Annotated in this window: 12 protein-coding genes; 4 read left to right on the top strand and 8 right to left on the bottom strand. The window is 58.9% G+C overall.

Annotated features, from left to right (window positions below; translation table 11 throughout):
• Genes B7Y89_RS12430 through B7Y89_RS12405 form a run of 6 tightly spaced genes read right to left on the bottom strand, consistent with a single transcriptional unit; the run spans window position 1 to window position 3,742 of the window.
• Window positions 1-474, bottom strand: a complete 474-nt coding sequence (locus B7Y89_RS12430) for a cytochrome C (RefSeq protein WP_292938823.1) — start codon at window positions 472-474, stop codon at window positions 1-3.
• The gene (locus B7Y89_RS12425) at window positions 471-929 is read right to left on the bottom strand and encodes a c-type cytochrome (RefSeq protein ID WP_292938822.1); all 459 of its coding nucleotides are present in this window, start codon (window positions 927-929) and stop codon (window positions 471-473) included. The genes B7Y89_RS12430 and B7Y89_RS12425 overlap by 4 nt, the downstream gene beginning before the upstream one ends.
• Window positions 926-1,486 carry a methylamine dehydrogenase light chain gene (locus B7Y89_RS12420; protein ID WP_292938821.1) on the bottom strand — a complete coding sequence of 187 codons (561 nt, stop codon included), beginning with the start codon at window positions 1,484-1,486 and terminating at the stop codon, window positions 926-928. Before B7Y89_RS12420 ends, B7Y89_RS12425 begins: the two co-directional genes overlap by 4 nt.
• Before the next feature lie 3 nt (window positions 1,487-1,489).
• Entirely contained in the window at window positions 1,490-2,080 is a 591-nt protein-coding gene (locus B7Y89_RS12415) for a methylamine dehydrogenase (RefSeq protein ID WP_292938820.1), read from the bottom strand.
• Window positions 2,074-2,565: a MauE/DoxX family redox-associated membrane protein gene (locus B7Y89_RS12410; protein WP_292938819.1), complete on the bottom strand. Its 492-nt coding sequence runs from the start codon at window positions 2,563-2,565 to the stop codon at window positions 2,074-2,076. The genes B7Y89_RS12415 and B7Y89_RS12410 overlap by 7 nt, the downstream gene beginning before the upstream one ends.
• A 1-nt stretch (window position 2,566) precedes the next feature.
• On the bottom strand, window positions 2,567-3,742 hold the full coding sequence (locus B7Y89_RS12405) for an amine dehydrogenase large subunit (protein WP_292938818.1): 1,176 nt from the start codon (window positions 3,740-3,742) through the stop codon (window positions 2,567-2,569).
• Between the two features lie 150 nt (window positions 3,743-3,892).
• Here B7Y89_RS12405 and B7Y89_RS12400 point away from each other — a divergent pair, with 150 nt between their 5' ends.
• On the top strand, window positions 3,893-4,570 hold the full coding sequence (locus tag B7Y89_RS12400; RefSeq protein ID WP_292938817.1) for a TetR/AcrR family transcriptional regulator: 678 nt from the start codon (window positions 3,893-3,895) through the stop codon (window positions 4,568-4,570).
• Between the two features lie 30 nt (window positions 4,571-4,600).
• Here B7Y89_RS12400 and B7Y89_RS12395 read toward each other — a convergent pair whose 3' ends face one another.
• Window positions 4,601-6,280: an alkaline phosphatase D family protein gene (locus B7Y89_RS12395; RefSeq protein WP_292938816.1), complete on the bottom strand. Its 1,680-nt coding sequence runs from the start codon at window positions 6,278-6,280 to the stop codon at window positions 4,601-4,603.
• Between the two features lie 40 nt (window positions 6,281-6,320).
• Complete coding sequence (locus B7Y89_RS12390; RefSeq protein WP_292938815.1) at window positions 6,321-8,633, bottom strand: TonB-dependent receptor; 2,313 nt, start codon at window positions 8,631-8,633, stop codon at window positions 6,321-6,323.
• Between the two features lie 377 nt (window positions 8,634-9,010).
• On the opposite strand from B7Y89_RS12390, the gene B7Y89_RS12385 reads away from it, so the two are divergent.
• From B7Y89_RS12385 to B7Y89_RS12375, 3 genes are all read left to right on the top strand, one after another.
• Window positions 9,011-11,560, top strand: a complete 2,550-nt coding sequence (locus B7Y89_RS12385) for a TonB-dependent receptor (protein ID WP_292938814.1) — start codon at window positions 9,011-9,013, stop codon at window positions 11,558-11,560.
• 70 nt (window positions 11,561-11,630) lie between these two features.
• Complete coding sequence (locus B7Y89_RS12380; protein ID WP_292938813.1) at window positions 11,631-12,881, top strand: YdcF family protein; 1,251 nt, start codon at window positions 11,631-11,633, stop codon at window positions 12,879-12,881.
• Window positions 12,878-14,884 (top strand): glycoside hydrolase domain-containing protein, encoded by a 2,007-nt coding sequence (locus B7Y89_RS12375; RefSeq protein WP_292938812.1) that lies wholly within the window; start codon window positions 12,878-12,880, stop codon window positions 14,882-14,884. The genes B7Y89_RS12380 and B7Y89_RS12375 overlap by 4 nt, the downstream gene beginning before the upstream one ends.
• Window positions 14,885-15,008: the final 124 nt, after the last annotated feature.

The raw sequence follows: 15,008 nt of genomic DNA, 5'->3' as shown, positions 1-15,008 counted from the left end.
TTAGGGTGAGTGTGTTTTTGCTCTGTCCTGCGAAAAGCCTTTCACCAGCCGCGCTCTTGTTTCGGCGCGTTCGAGGCGAAGGGGATGACGGCGCAGATGTCCTATTTCTTCAGGGCTATAGGGCCTGAAGTCTGCGGGCATGTGGGCCGGATCAAACGTGTAAAGCGTCCAGTTGACGAGGTTCGCCAACCGCGTGTCATCAAGATCGACAGTGGAAACACCTGGCACCCGCGCAAGGAATTCGCGCCCGCCCGGAACGCCAAGAAAGCGCGCCACTTCGTTTTTGATCGGCGGGTTTGACCGATCGTCTCCCCCGCCATCAGGCCTGTGGCATCCCTGACATTTCAGGATGTAATCGATCCGCGCCTGCTGCGGGTTGCTGACCCCGCGCATTTGCACTTCGCCCGCCCGGACGCCTGCTGCTGCCATCAACAGGGCAAACAGCATGGCTATACCGGGCGTTGTGAACTTCATTTGCCGCCGACCTGGGCATGAAGTTTGGCAACATCGGCGGCAGTAAGACTTGCGCCTGAAGACCGGTGTCCTTCCACCTCCTTTGTGGTGAACGGCTTGAACGCGGGGCCTGTCTTGGCGATTTGTGTGCCGACGTGGTTAAGCACGGCAGCCGTCGAAGCATCATCCAGCATCTGTGCGGGCATGACGCCGCGATAGGCTTTGCCGTCAACCGTCATAGGGCCGGACAAGCCACGCACAACGGCCAGCGAAAGGAAGCGCCGCCCGTCAGCCTTTGCGGCAAGGGCGCGGAAATCGGCACCCAGCGGCGGAAATGCGCCGGGAACGCCAGCCCCGGTTTTGGTGTGGCATGCGGCGCAGCGGCCATAGATGGTTGCCCCGTCCGGCGCAGCAGCAGCAGGCAGGGCCAACGCCATAACGGCCATCGCCGGGATGATGCCAAGCAGCGCCTTCACTTGGGCTGATCCAGCGCCACGCCGACGATGATCGCTGTGGAGCAGTTGTAAACGCTGCTTTGTGTCCCCAGACACCAGTTATAATCGTTATTTGATTGCGGCCGCACTTGCGGGCGATCGCCTTCATTGCGGTTGCACAGGCATTGTCCGCACGATGAAGTGCCACAGCAGTCATTATAGCTGATGACATAGGCGCGGTTGTCGGCAGGATTGGTGCACGTCCCGATCCATGTGATTGGCGACATTTCCGTGCCCGGCGGGCAAGTGCTGGCCGATCCGCCACAGCATGAACACAAGAACCCGTCGATGGCGCAGTACCGCCAGTAATCGCACGATGTCTGGTCACCGGGATCTTGCGGATTGGTTGAAACCAGCGGCGCATTTGCAGCCCCGCCGCCGCCGTGCGGTGAACCGCTTGCCGCGCGGGCCACCGGTAGTACGGGTATGGTGGCCGCGCCGGTGATTGCCGCTCCCAACCAGGCCAGCGTGCTGCGGCGCGATGTGCGGCGGGCAACGCCGCGTGAAAGGCGCTCGGTCCATTTGTCAAATCCGGCCATTGCTCAGGCCTCCTTGTTGCGGCGCGAGAGGAAATCCTGGATCGAGGCGACGCCGCGTTCCTTGGCTTCGAACAAGCTTTCCAGATGTTCGCGGCTGTTGACCAAGCCCAGCGATGCGACGCGGCCAGCCTCGTCCAGCAGCACTGCATAGGGCAGCTTCGACACGCCGAATGCGCGGCCAAGCGCCTCTGACAGAACGGTTGGTATGCCGTTCAGGCCGTGCTGCCCGATGAGGCGCTGGTAATCCGCTTTCGATCCGTCTCCGGCGATCACGATGTCCAGCCAGTCGGCTTCAGCCGTTGCAGCAGAACGGACGACGGGCAGCAAGGACTTGCAGACCGGGCAATCGGGCGATGCGAAAAACAGCAACTGGCTGCGTCCATCGCGCTTGCCGCCGATTTCAATAGGCGCGCCATCGATGGTCGTAACAGTCATGGGCGAGGCGACTTCGCCCACGTTGACGTTCTGGTGCAGCGTCAGCGCGCCGGCCGGGGCTATGCGTTCGTGAAGGATGCCGACTTGGCGGGCGAGGGCGGCGATCAGCAGCGCTTGCACGATCACGGCGGTCCACAACAGGATCTGGGATGTCAGCATGATGATTTCCTCCAGCGAGGATGGGGAATGGCGAGGAGTTCCGACCCGGCGAGATAAAGCGCTAAAAGTCCGGCGGCGGCGAATGGCGTTGCAACACCGAATGCCGCCACCGGCAGGGTGGAAATGATAAGTGCCAGCATGGCGAGCGCGGCAGGCCGTGCAATCAGGGGCCAGTCTACCGGCTTTTCCCGCGCCACCAGATCGCATCCGCAATCCAGTGTCTCGCCGCGCCGGCGCCGCAACGCCGCGGCATAGGCAAGCCACACAACGGCGGCCAGCAAGGCTCCGGTCTGATGCAACGGTGCGATCATCAGGCACAGTGCCGCGACCAGCTCGAACGTGCCGGCAACGATCAGCAGCAGCAGGCCTTGGCCACGTACGCCAGCGAGCTTTGCCGCGACCTGTGCCAGACGGTCACGCGCGATGACTTTGTGCAGGGCAGAGCCTGCCAGCAGCAATGCCAGAAAAGTGGAAATTTCCATCATTTCACGGCACCGTAATCAGGATGGGGCTTTCACCGCCCGCTGTGCCAAGCGTGCGCAAAAATGCACCACTTGCCACATCATGCACGTCAATCACCCCATCGGTACGTGCCGCAATCAGCCGTGGTGTGGCTTCCTTCGTCACGCCAATGGCGGTTGCCGTGGCGCGCAAGGCGATACGCGACACACGCGTTTTGGTGGCAGGATCAACCACCCAAACTTCAGTACCGCCATCTTTGTGGCTACCCTCGCGACCGTTGGGGCTCATCAGTATGTAAAGTTTTCCGGCAGCATCGGCGGCAATGACTTGCCATCCGCCCGGTCGCCATTGCGGCGCAGCGCCCTCTGCCGTGCCCACGTTGAACGTGCCGGGGATGGTCTTGGCAACGTCGCCTGTAAAATCGAAGCCCTGGATCTGGCCGTAATAGCTCACGAACCATGCCTTCTGGCCAACCCATGCAGGCGTGCCGAACAGCGGTTGCTTGTCGATGTCCTGCACGCCTTCGATGGTTTTCGATGACACCGCCTGACCGTCCGCGCCAAGCTTGACCGACAGCATCGCACCATCGGCGCAAAGGCTGGTAAAACCGCGCTGGCCGGTGGGATAAAGCTGCGCACAGCCGGGCAGATCAATCTCGGCAATGATCTTGCGCGCATCCAGATCGAGAACACTAACCGATTGTGCAGGCGTGAAATTCGCCACTAGCGCCCACTTGCCGCCATTGGTAAACTGGAACAACTGCGGATAGGTAACCGATTGCTGGCGCTTGCCACCCGGCATCAGGATTTCGGCCTTGGGCTCCAGCGTGCCCATGTCCCAGATCGTCACCGCATCGGTCCGCTCACCCCGCGTCAGGCGGGAATAGAACGTCTCGGATGTCAGGATTTCCTTGCGGCTGGATGAGACCAGCATGTTGGCAAACTGCGCCGCGCGAACCATACCGCGCACCGGCCGTTCGGGCGATGCCGTGTCAACAATCATCACCCGTCCATCAAGGATGGAGCCGAAGTGCAGATCGTGCACCATTACCCATGACGCAGGCCATTGTGCAGGAAGCGTTTCGATCACCGGAATGGGTTCATCGGGAAGCGGCTTTGGAAAACTGGCTTCCGCCGCAGGAGCAGCAGCAAGCGCCGAGCCGGATGCAGATAGTGCCAAAGCCAGCGCAAACAACTTCATCCGGTACCTCCCTTGCATGCAGCAACCGTGTGCTGACTTGCATCCCGATCATGTCAAACTAGACACAAAACTGTCAAGTGACCTAAATTTGTCGAGTGACAAGTTTTTAGCGGCGTGGCATATTGCCCGTCAAGCAAGGGAAATGAATATATGAATCAATACGATAGGGTTCCGAAGTATGTCACCGACATGATCTTTCCCGATCGTGAAGGTGGCTATACCAAGGGCCATGAAACCCGTGAGCTGATCCTGCGCACGGCTTTGTCGATCCTGATCGAGCATGGCTACAAGGCGATGTCGATGCGCCGAGTCGCTGCAACATGCGGCATGAAATTCGGCAACCTGACGTACCATTACCGCAGCCGTGAAGATCTTGTGCGCGAGCTGATGGAAGCTGTCATCAGTAGTTACGAGAGCGAATTCGAGACGATCATGATCATGCCCGGCGTGCCCGCCGAGGAACGCTTGCGGCGCTTGTGCATGCTCTTGCTGGACGACATCCGGTCCAAGAAGACGACGCGTTTTTTTCCTGAATTGTGGGCGCTGTCAAACCATGACCAGTTCGTACTTGAACGCGTTCAGGATCTGTATGTCCGTGCCCGCGCGCCGATCTTGGGGATTGTCCGGGAAATGCGCCCCGATCTATCTGACTCCGAATGCGAGATTGTCGCGCTGTTCATCTCTGCCTCGATGGAGGGCATGACCATCTTTGCAGGCTACGAAAAACCGTTCGAAAAGCGCATGCCCGAGCTTGAATATCTGGCAGTGCTGTCCTTCTGCAATCTGGTCAAAACACTCAAGCCGGGCGAACTTGCCGGCAAGAACTGACCATGGCCGCGATGCTTGGAGGCTTGCGTTTTACGCATCACCTCGTTGCAGCGGGATGTTTGATTTTGCAGTTCGGGTGTAACGCGCGGCAACCGCTCTGGTATAGTCCTGCGACAGAACGGTAGAGACTGTCACGAACTCTGCAGTGACGGCCTCGCGCGTCAAAGTGACCATCGTATAACCTTTGCGGTCCTGATCGCAGAAGGCAACTTCGGGGCTTTGCTCGGCGATGATCTTCCCAAGGCCCGGCAGCAGCGAGCCGTACGATGGGCTGGTGATTGCCGTTGCACCGAATTCAGCGCCGATCAGCGTGCCACCATTGTCATACAGGTCATTTGCCCATGCCGCGTGGCTGTCTCCGGCAAAAGCAATCGCATTTGCACCCACCTTGCGCAGCATGGCGTAAAGCCGTTCCCGCGCGGCTGGATAGCCGTCCCATGCATCCATGTTGAACGGGATGCCCGCTTTGAACGCACCCTGCGAACGCGCGATTTGGGCACGATAGGCTTCTGGCATTTTGCCTAGCATGTCAGCAAACATTTGCTCACCCATCGCCCGCTGCAAATCGGGGCCGGGGACGCGCGCCATGACAACCTGATTGCCCAGCAATTGCCATGCTTTGCCCGCCTTGACGGAACGGGCAAGCACGGCCTCCAGCCACTGCGTCTGTGCTGCACCCAGCAGCTCGCGCTTGGTATCCTGACGTTGTTGCAGCATCGCGCCAATCATCGCAGCATCAGGAACAGCGCCTTTGAACGCAACCTGCTGATCGCGGGCCAGCAGGCGGGTTTCCACCATCGCCAACGTCGCAAGATCACCAAATTCAAAGCTGCGATAGATCGCCGCCGGATCCGATCCGGGGGCCGGATTGCGGATCGGCATCCATTCGAAATAGGCTTGAAGCGCCGCTGCCTTGCGCGCGCGCCAATCGCCTTCCTTGGCAGGATCATGGTTTTCCGCGCCGCCCAGCCATGCGTCGTTGGCGGTTTCGTGATCATCCCAGACGCAGATGAAAGCAGCGCGCGCATGAGCGGCCTGCATTTGCGGGTCGGTCTTCACTTGCGCATGGCGGCGGCGATAATCGTCCAGCGTAACGATCTCATGGGCCGGATCGGGCAAGCGGCCAATCTTCTTGCCGATGTCGGTTCCATACCCTTCGGCCCCATATTCATAAATATAGTCGCCAAGGTGGACTACCGCGTCGACCCGTTCCTGCGCAGCAAGATCGGCAAAGGCGTTGAAGAAGCCGCCGGGATAAAGTTGACAGGATACCAGTGCCAGCACGACCTTTTCAGTTGCACCCACCGGCAAGGTGCGCAGACGGCCCTTGGGTGATGTCGTGCCGTTCTTGCAGCTAAACCAATAGTCGTAATCGGTCGCAGGTTTAAGACCGCTTACGTCCACTTTCGCGGTGTGGTCTGCGGCACCCGTTGCCACAACCTTGCCCGTGCGCACGGCCTTTGTTGCACCGGCAGGCGCAACATACCATATCAGAGGCACGTCACCCACGGCCCCCTGCGCGACTGTCGCCCTTGTCCAGATTATCGCGCCGTCAGGCGTCGGGTCACCGCTGGCAACGCCGTGCAGAAATTGCGCGCCCTTCAACATCGTTGCGGCCTGTGCGCCGGGAGCCAGCCCGATAGCCATACCGGTCGTCGCGCTTGCGCCCATGAGCGAGAGCATCTTGCGGCGGTTGATCTGTGTGGTCATCGTGCTGGCATCCTGTCGAACGAGCTTGAAGGGTGTGCGATTAGAAGCGGGCTGTAAACGCAGCGCCAAAGAAGCGCGGCTCACCCGGAATGTATGTCGGAATGCCAAACGCGCCGCCGGTATTGCCTGCATCCAGCAAGTAGTTCTTGTTGGTTACGTTGCGCATGAAGGCCGACAATTCATACTTGTCATCCGCGAAGGAAACTCCGCCGCGAATGTTGAGCAACGTCACCGGGCCTTGGCTGGTGCGTGGGTTGTTGGGCAGTTCGAAGAAGATCTTGCTGCGATAGGTGACCGTTGGCGTCATGAAGAAGCGTGCGCCGGTACCGATTGGAGCGTTGATCGTAAAGCCGCCCGCCGCTTGCCATTCCGGCTGAAGGCGGAAACGTGCGCCCGAAAATGTCGGAGCGAAAGTGTTATCCTTGTCGATCCCGCCATCGATGTAGCCGACGTTACCGAACACTTGCAGCCAATCAGATGCGCGAATGGCGATTTCAGCCTCGACGCCAAGGTTTGTCGCCGTGCCCGCGCTTTGTGTGCGTGTTGTGCCATCGGGCTGCACAACGCTCACCTGGAAGCCATCATATTTCTGGTAATAGACACCAATCGAACCGGACACCGGACCAGCCGCGCCCTTCAGGCCCACTTCGTAATTCCACACGGTTTCTTCGGGCACCAATTGCAGGTTCGGCTGAGACACACCCACAATCCGCGCCGCTGAAAGCTGCACTACGGGCGAGCGGCGGCCCTTCGATACCGTTGCAAACACATTGGTCCGGTCAGACAGGCGATAGAGCACATTGAAACGAGGCAGGAATGCGTTTGATTTGTCGCTCGCCACAAACGTCTGCCCTGCTGTGTCCACTTGTCCGGGGATCAATGAAAAGCCAGCAGGGTTCAGCGCCGGACGCGGAACGCGGGCGAAGTACGTTGATTGGCGATCTTCCCAAACATAACGCGCGCCAACAGTCATTTCGAGCGATGGCGTGGGGATCAAAGTGGCGTCGGCAAAAACCGAATAGGCCGTGTTGACGCCGCCGTTGATGAATTCCGATGAATAGGGAACCTGGCTAAACAGGCCGCGCGTGGCCAGCGATGTTGCCTGTGCGGCCGTCACGACGCCTGCAGAATTGACGCAGCCAAGGCCAGGAATGATATTGGCGGCGCATTGCAAAAACGTGCCTTCTTCGGACGAGAACGGCACGGCCTGAACGCCGTCTTCCTTGAACACGTTCCAGCCGGCTGATGCGCGAATGGTGCTTGACTGGTAGCTGAAGCGGCCTTCGTGGCTTGCCTGCCATCCCTGTGCCAGTTCGGCAAATTCCAGATACCAAGCAGCAGATCCGTCAGCGTCGAAAATTTCAAGGCTGTCAAAATCGCGATAGCCGTTGACCGTGGTGAACGTCAGTTCATCGGTCAGTTCTACAGCAACCGTCAGGTTCGCATCATAGACATCACGATCAAGACCAAGCTGTGGTGCGCCCAGAACGGACAACGACAGCGGCGATCCGCCAAGGTTGGCATCGCCAAACGGATTGGCAGGGCCGGAAGCCGTTGCATAGGTGCCCGAAATGAACGGCGTCCCGCCATTGCGCTGCCTGTCATATGTGCCGGTCAGGTCCACGGTTACGCGGTCGCTGGGTTTCCAGCGGACGGAAAGACGCAGGCCAAGCTGGTCTTGCGCATACAGTTCGTCAGTCTGGCTCAAGGCAAGATTTTCGACATAACCATCGCGCTTGCGCCATTCGAAGGCGATGCGTGCGGCAATGGTCTCGTCGCCGGAATTGAGGAAGCCGCTTAACAACGTCTGGTTGAAATTGCCATAACCGGCGGTCAATTGCCCCGAGATGCCGGGCTGTGGTTTTGCCGAAACAAGACTGATCGCACCGACTGCCGAAGCGGTCCCGAACAAGGTTGCTTGCGGCCCCTTGATCACCTCCACGCGCTCAAGATCATAGATTGCCTGATATGACCCGCGTGAGCGCGAAATATCGACGCCGTTGTAGTAAAGCGTGACCCGCGGGCCTTGTTGTGACGAGCCGGAATCTGACGTGATCCCGCGAATGACCACGCCCGGATTGTTGGCGCTCTGCTCCTGAATGTTCAGGCCGGGAACGTATGCTGATAATTCATCAAGGTCGGAAATGCCAAGTTCACGAATGCGCTCGCCCGTGACAGCTGAAATAGTGATCGGAACATCGACAAGTTTCTGTTCGAATTTTTGGGCCGTGACGACAATGGTGTCGCTGCTGTTTACTGCAGAATCGGCTTGGCCTTCGGCTTGTCCATATGCAGGTATTGCAAACATTAGGGACGAAGACAGCGCTGTACCGATCAAAAGCTTCATATTCATTTTGGCCACCCGTTGTTATGAGTGGGCGGATAAAGCGTAAATAAGTCTGATAGATGACGCTCGCCGCCTCCTTTTTCCTGCGTGCCCAATGGTGTAGGTGCGCAAAGCGTCAAAAACGGACGGCGCGCCTGATGGTCTGGAAGCAGTCCATGGCCAATCCCTCGGGATTACCTCGCTAAATGAAATTCTGGCGACAGTGTGCAGCGTGATGGCGTCAGGTGCGTGATCACCGCGCACTATCTGCAATCAATTGTATAAAGTGCAGGCTCTTGCGCCGATCATCGACGAGTTTTTCATATTTCATAATTATTTCAGATAGTAACGCCACTGTCGCACGCCCCTCATAGTTGCGGCCCCAGACAATACAGGGGTCCACCATGAAATCTATCCATGCAAAATCCATCTTCATCGGCCTGATCTGCTCGATCAGCGCGTTGGCGACGGCAACTGCTCATGCTGCCGAATCAACCTTGGCCGCAGCAGCGCAAGCATCGTCGCAGGGCCAAGTTCCGGCAGACGAAGCAGATGCCGATCCGGACAAGCAGATCATCGTCACCGGTTCGGCGCGTGAACAGCGCCGTTTTGACGTGTCATACGCAGTCAATGCGCTTTCGCAGGACGAAGTTCTCAAGCTTGCGCCAAAGAACTACGCTGAATTGCTGGGCAATGTCCCCGGCATCCATGTGGAAGCAACCGGCGGTGAAGTGCAGAACATAACCCGCGTTCGCGGCATCCCGACCGACCGTGGCTACCTGATTTTCCAGCAGGACGGCCTGCCGCTCTATCATGAAATTGATGGCTACTTTTTCAATTCGGGCGAAGGCATGAATCGCTTCGACCTGATGACCGAGCGCGTTGAAGTGGTGCGCGGTGGTCCGGCGCCGGTCTATGCCAGCAATGCTGCGGCAATCGCCAACAACATCACCGTAACTGGTGGCGAACAGGCACGTGGCCGCGCGCAAATCACGCTTGGCGATACCGGCCTTTACCGGCTTGACCTGATGCAATCGGGCAAACTGGCAGAAAACACCTATTTCGCCATCGGTGGCTTCTTGCGCCAGCACGATGGTTATCGCGATAACGGCTTCCCCAACGACAAGGGCGGCCAGATCCGCGCCAACCTCAAGCATGATTTCGACAATGGCTCGATCAAGCTGACCGGTACCTACGTCAACGACAAGAACCTGTTTTATCTGCCAATTCCGGTTTCTGATCCACGCAACCCGTCGGTATCGCTCAACCCGTTCATCGATTATTTCACCGGCACGATGAACTCGCCAGCGCTGCGCGGGCTGAACATTGCCTATCGCACCGGCACGGGCGCTATCGAAAACCTCAGCCGCGATCTCGCCAATGGCCGCCACATGCGTTTTGGCAACGTGGGCCTGCAATATGATGGTGATTTTGACGGCTTTCTGGTTTCTGCCAAGCTTGGCCTGACCAGCGGCAAGAACAGCTTTGATGCGTTCTATTCCACCACCAACCCCGTCGCCGGAACGACCTTTGCCAACGGCTTCCTTGCAGCGGCAAACACCGCGTTCGGGACCGTCGCCAATCCGGTAACGCGCATCGGCTATGCCATCGGCGGCACCAATGGCGCGACGGTTTATGATCCCAACAGCGCATCCGGTTTGGTGATGTCGGGCCAATATCGCGCGGTCGAAGCCAAGTTCCATTCAACCCAGGCTGATCTTAGCGTTACCAAAAAGTTCGAAACCGGCTTTGGCACGCACGATATCAAGATTGGCACTTACGGTTCGATCTATGGCACATCAGCGTTTGCGGCCTATCAGGACATGTTGATCGAGGTCGCAGGCCAGCCGCGCACGCTTGATCTTGTCGCGTATAATGCTGCGGGCCAGATCCTTGGTTATGTGACTGACAACGGCACCCTGCGCGCGGCAACCACGCTGACCAATGGTGACACAGACGGCAAAGTCATCGCGCTTTATGCCAACGATACATGGGAAATTACGCCCGGCCTGCGGCTTGACGCAGGCATCCGCAAGGAATGGATCGAACTGTCGGGCTATACCGATTTGAGCACGGGCGGGGTCAATCTGGGCAAGCCCGGTACTTTGGCCGATGACAACACACGTGGCTTCACCGGCCAGCGCGTAACCAACACGCTGAAGCCCTCTGCCACCAACTGGACCGTCGGCCTCAGCTATGATTTCACACCCAGCTTTGGTGCATATGGCCGCGTTTCAAACCTGCAAGTGCCCCCCGGCGCTGGCGTAACGCTCAACGCGGTGCCGAACATCGTCAAGACACAGGCGCGTCAGTATGAAGCGGGTGTGAAGGCTGATTTCGGCCGGTCTTACATCTACCTCACCGGTTTCTACACCGACTTCGATCCGTTCAACGCATCGTTCGTGGCGTTCAACCCTGTCACCGGACGCAACGATCAAGTGGTGCCGTTCGTCGGGCAGGCTGTGGCCAAGGGCGTGGAAATGGACGGCAAATTTGCGCCAACCGATTGGTTCGATCTTGCCGCATCGGTCACGGTGGCCGATCCGCAGTACCGCAATCTGGAAAACAGCGCTGGCGCAGATCCAAGCGCGGTGAACGGAAACCAGATCATCCGTGAACCAAAGCTGTTCGGCAACATCCGCCCCACTTTCACATTCGATATGGGCGATAGCCGGATCGAAGTGCAGGGCCGGTACGATTTTGTAGGCGAACGCTTTGTCGATCTTTTCAACCGCACGTCATTGCCTGCCTATCAGACGTTTGGTGCCAACATCACGTTGACCACTGGCGACTGGCGCTTCCAGGTGGTGGGCGATAACCTGACCAACGCCGAAGGCCTGACCGAAGGCAACCCGCGTACCGACCAGTTGGCCGGGCAAGATGCGTCAGAAGCCATCTACGGCCGCCCGCTGTTTGGCCGCAACTTCCGCCTGATTGTCAGCAAGAGCTGGTAATAGAAACGCGCCTTGTTTGTGGCATCCATCAACACGATGGGTGCCGCAGCAGCGCATCGGAGAACGGTCAATGAAACGCGCATCCATACTTCTGGCGGCACTTGGCCTGTCGCTTATGCCTTTGGCGGCACAAGCGCAGGACCCTGCGGGCTATACCGCTGCATTTGCCGATACGATGGAGGCGCGGATATTCCCGCTGCCGGTGATGATCCGTAATGCCGATGGCTGGGCCAAGGCGTTGGCGGCCGATCCGGCACTTGTCCAACTTGGTGCCAAACGCGCAGCAAGGGTGCCGGCCACAGATTGCGCGCCTTCGCCGCAATGCCTTGCCGATGCGTGGATTTGGACCGATGCGGACGTCGTGCTTGTCGATGCCCGCCTGCGCGTATTGGCGCGCGATCCGCGGCTGGCAAAAGCCTTGATCACAGACCATATGCGCAAATCAGGCCGGTTTGCGCGTCATGCTGCGCTTGCTGATGTCGATCTGCTGTCTGCTGCTTGGCGGGATATGGCTGCGGGCATGAACCATGTTATCGCGGTTTACGCAAAAGGCGCGCCGCCACGCTACCCCAAGATTGATGCGTTTATCTTTGACATAGCCAATCCAGAATACACCAACGTCCTGAAAGCCCAGGGCGTTGCCAGTGCAGCGTCGGGGCAAAGCGGGGATACGGTCTTCGATCTGGCCCTGCGCTATGCTGCAGGACTGCTGCGCATGAATGAACGCACCGAGGCTGCACCGTTCCGCCCGCTTCTGGGCGGTGAAAATGCGGCTGCGGTTGCACGCGTCAAGGCCACTGCATGGGCAGACCATCCCTATCCCGCGCTGCTCGTGTTTGGCCACGGGCCAGAGGATGCGCAATCGCGCACCGGCGTGATGGGGCACATTCGCATGGGTTTTGCCGCCGCCATGTTCAAACGCGGCGTTGCACCGTTCATCGTGGTTTCCGGCGGCAACGTCCATCCCAACCGCACGCCGTTTAACGAAGCCGTTGAAATGAAGCGATTGCTGATAGAGCAGCACGGCATTCCGGCTGACCGCATCCTGATCGAACCCCACGCGCGCCATACCACCACAAACTTGCGCAATTGCGCGCGGTTGCTGCTGGCTGCGGGCTTTCCGGCGGATCGTCCATCGCTGATCGTGTCAGATCATCTGACGATCAAATATATCGCCAGTCCCTTGTTGGCTGAACGCAGCCTTCAGGAAATGGGCATAACGCCGGGCAAAATTGCACCGGGGCCGGATCAGTTTTCTGTGTTGTTCACGCCCGATCCCACCGCATTCCATGTTGAGCCGCTGGACCCGCTTGATCCGTGAGCATCTTTCATAAGCTGGCCGGACCTCTGGCACTGGCCGCTCTTACGTTTGCCAATCCTGTTGCCGCGCGCAGCCAACCGGGGATGCTGGTCAACCCGTTTGTGGGAACGCTGGCTGATTTCGGCCAGCTTAGCCCCGCTGCGGTCGCGCCGTACGGGATGGTCCAGCTTGGTCCTGATACCGCGCCTGCCAATCACGCAGGCTACGATTATGCGGCGACAACGCTGAACGGCTTTTCGCACACACGCGGCGTTGGTGTCGGGTGCGGCGGGGCAGGGGGCGATGTTCGCGCAACGCTGGTCTATTCTGGTGACGCACCTGCTCAAGCCTTTGATAAGCGCAGTGAACGCGCGCATGCGGGCTATTACCGGGTCAGCTATGGCGCCGGAATCGTCGCAGAAATGACAGCAACGCGCGGCAGCGGTGCGCTCCGCTTTCGTGTGCCGCGCACAGGCCGTCTCCAGCTATCGGTCGACTTCGCCCGGACGTACTCAAAGCACATCGCAGCACGTTGGATGGCTGAGGCTGATGGCGATTTGCGCGCCAGTTTTTCAGCCGGAACAGTGTGTGATGCCGGCACGTATCATCTCCATTCCGCATCGCGCGTGCTCCACAACGGCCGCGCGGTTCAAGCGCGCTGGGACGGTGACAGGACGCGACACGCGACATTGATGCTTGATGCGCGCGCAGGTGATGTGGTGGAATTGCGCACCGGGCTTTCCTCGATTGATCCCGCAGCAGCTGCCAACGTGCGCGAGGCCGAACTTGGCGCGCGCCCGTTCACAGCGATTGCCCGTCAAACCTTGGCCGCATGGGACAGCGAACTTTCGCGGATCACGATTTCGGGCACACGCGATGAACAGGCCCTCTTCAACACAGCCTTGTTCCGGGTGATGCAAACGCCTGTCGCGATTGCCGATCCCGACGGCCGTTTTCGCGGCAGTGATGGCAAAATCGTGCAACTTGGTGCTGGTGACCAGCATTACACCAGTTGGGCAATGTGGGACAATTATCGCACGCAAATGCCCCTGATTGCGTTGATCGATCCTGTCCGCGCAGGGCAAATCGGCAAGTCGCTGGTCCGCCTCTATCAATCCGGCAAGCGCCGCTGGGCAACGCTGAACGAACCGTTCCTGACCGTGCGCACCGAACATGCCGGGATCGCGCTGCTCGATTTTTATCGCAAAGGCATCGTCGGGTTTGATGCCCAGGCTGCTTTGTCAGGGATGGCTGCTGAAAGCGCGACACTCGCGCGCGGAACGCCCGATGAGCAGATCGAGGCATCGTATGATGATTGGGCCATTGCGGAACTGGCCAGCGATCTTGGCCAGCATGATTTGGCGCAGCACCATCGGCAAAAGGCTTTGGCCTATCGCGAAATGTGGTTGGCAACTTTCAACCAGCTTGGCCCCGACGCTGATATTGTCAAAGCGCGCGGGCTCTATCAAGGTACATTGGCCCAATACCGCTGGGCACCGGTGTTTGATCTGCCTTGGATCAAGGCGACGATGGGCCCACGTTTCGACACTGAATTGTCGGCGTTCTTTGCCCAAAACCTGTTCAACATGACCAACCAGCCCGATATGCAAGTGCCCTACATTCTTGCCTGGGCGGGTGATCAGGCAGCCACTGATGCTATCGTGTCCAAATACCTCACCCAACCGGTCGCACATCGCTATGCCAACTCGGGCGTACGGCCAGAGCCTTGGATTGGCCGCAGCTTTGCCCTGTCCCCGCAAGGCTTTGCCGATGGCATGGACGATGACGCCGGATCGATGACCGGTTGGTACATCTGGTCGATGCTGGGGCTGTACCCGCTTACTCCGGGAAATCCGCACTACGTAGTGGCTCGCCCGCAAGTCCGCCGCGCGATAATTCGTCCTACGCCGGATTCAATGATCGTGATGGGCCGAACCGGTGCAGGGCAGGCGACAATAAATGGCCGCGTGATAAGCGGTACCAGCCTGCCGCATGACCAATTGGTGCGTTCTGGCGCAAAATAAGCGCCAAAATTTTACCAGAGCCACGGCAACGCGCCTCGGAATTGCGGATATTGCCGTCGTCACTTTCGCTAAGCATACACCGGAGAAGTTCGAGGACCTGTTGGCCGCATCCTAAAATCGCACG

It is taken from the genome of Novosphingobium sp. 32-60-15, from assembly GCF_002280675.1.
Classification (GTDB): Bacteria; Pseudomonadota; Alphaproteobacteria; order Sphingomonadales; family Sphingomonadaceae; genus Novosphingobium.
Note: the sequence above shows the minus strand (reverse complement) of the source record. Positions and strands in the feature narration are given on the sequence as shown.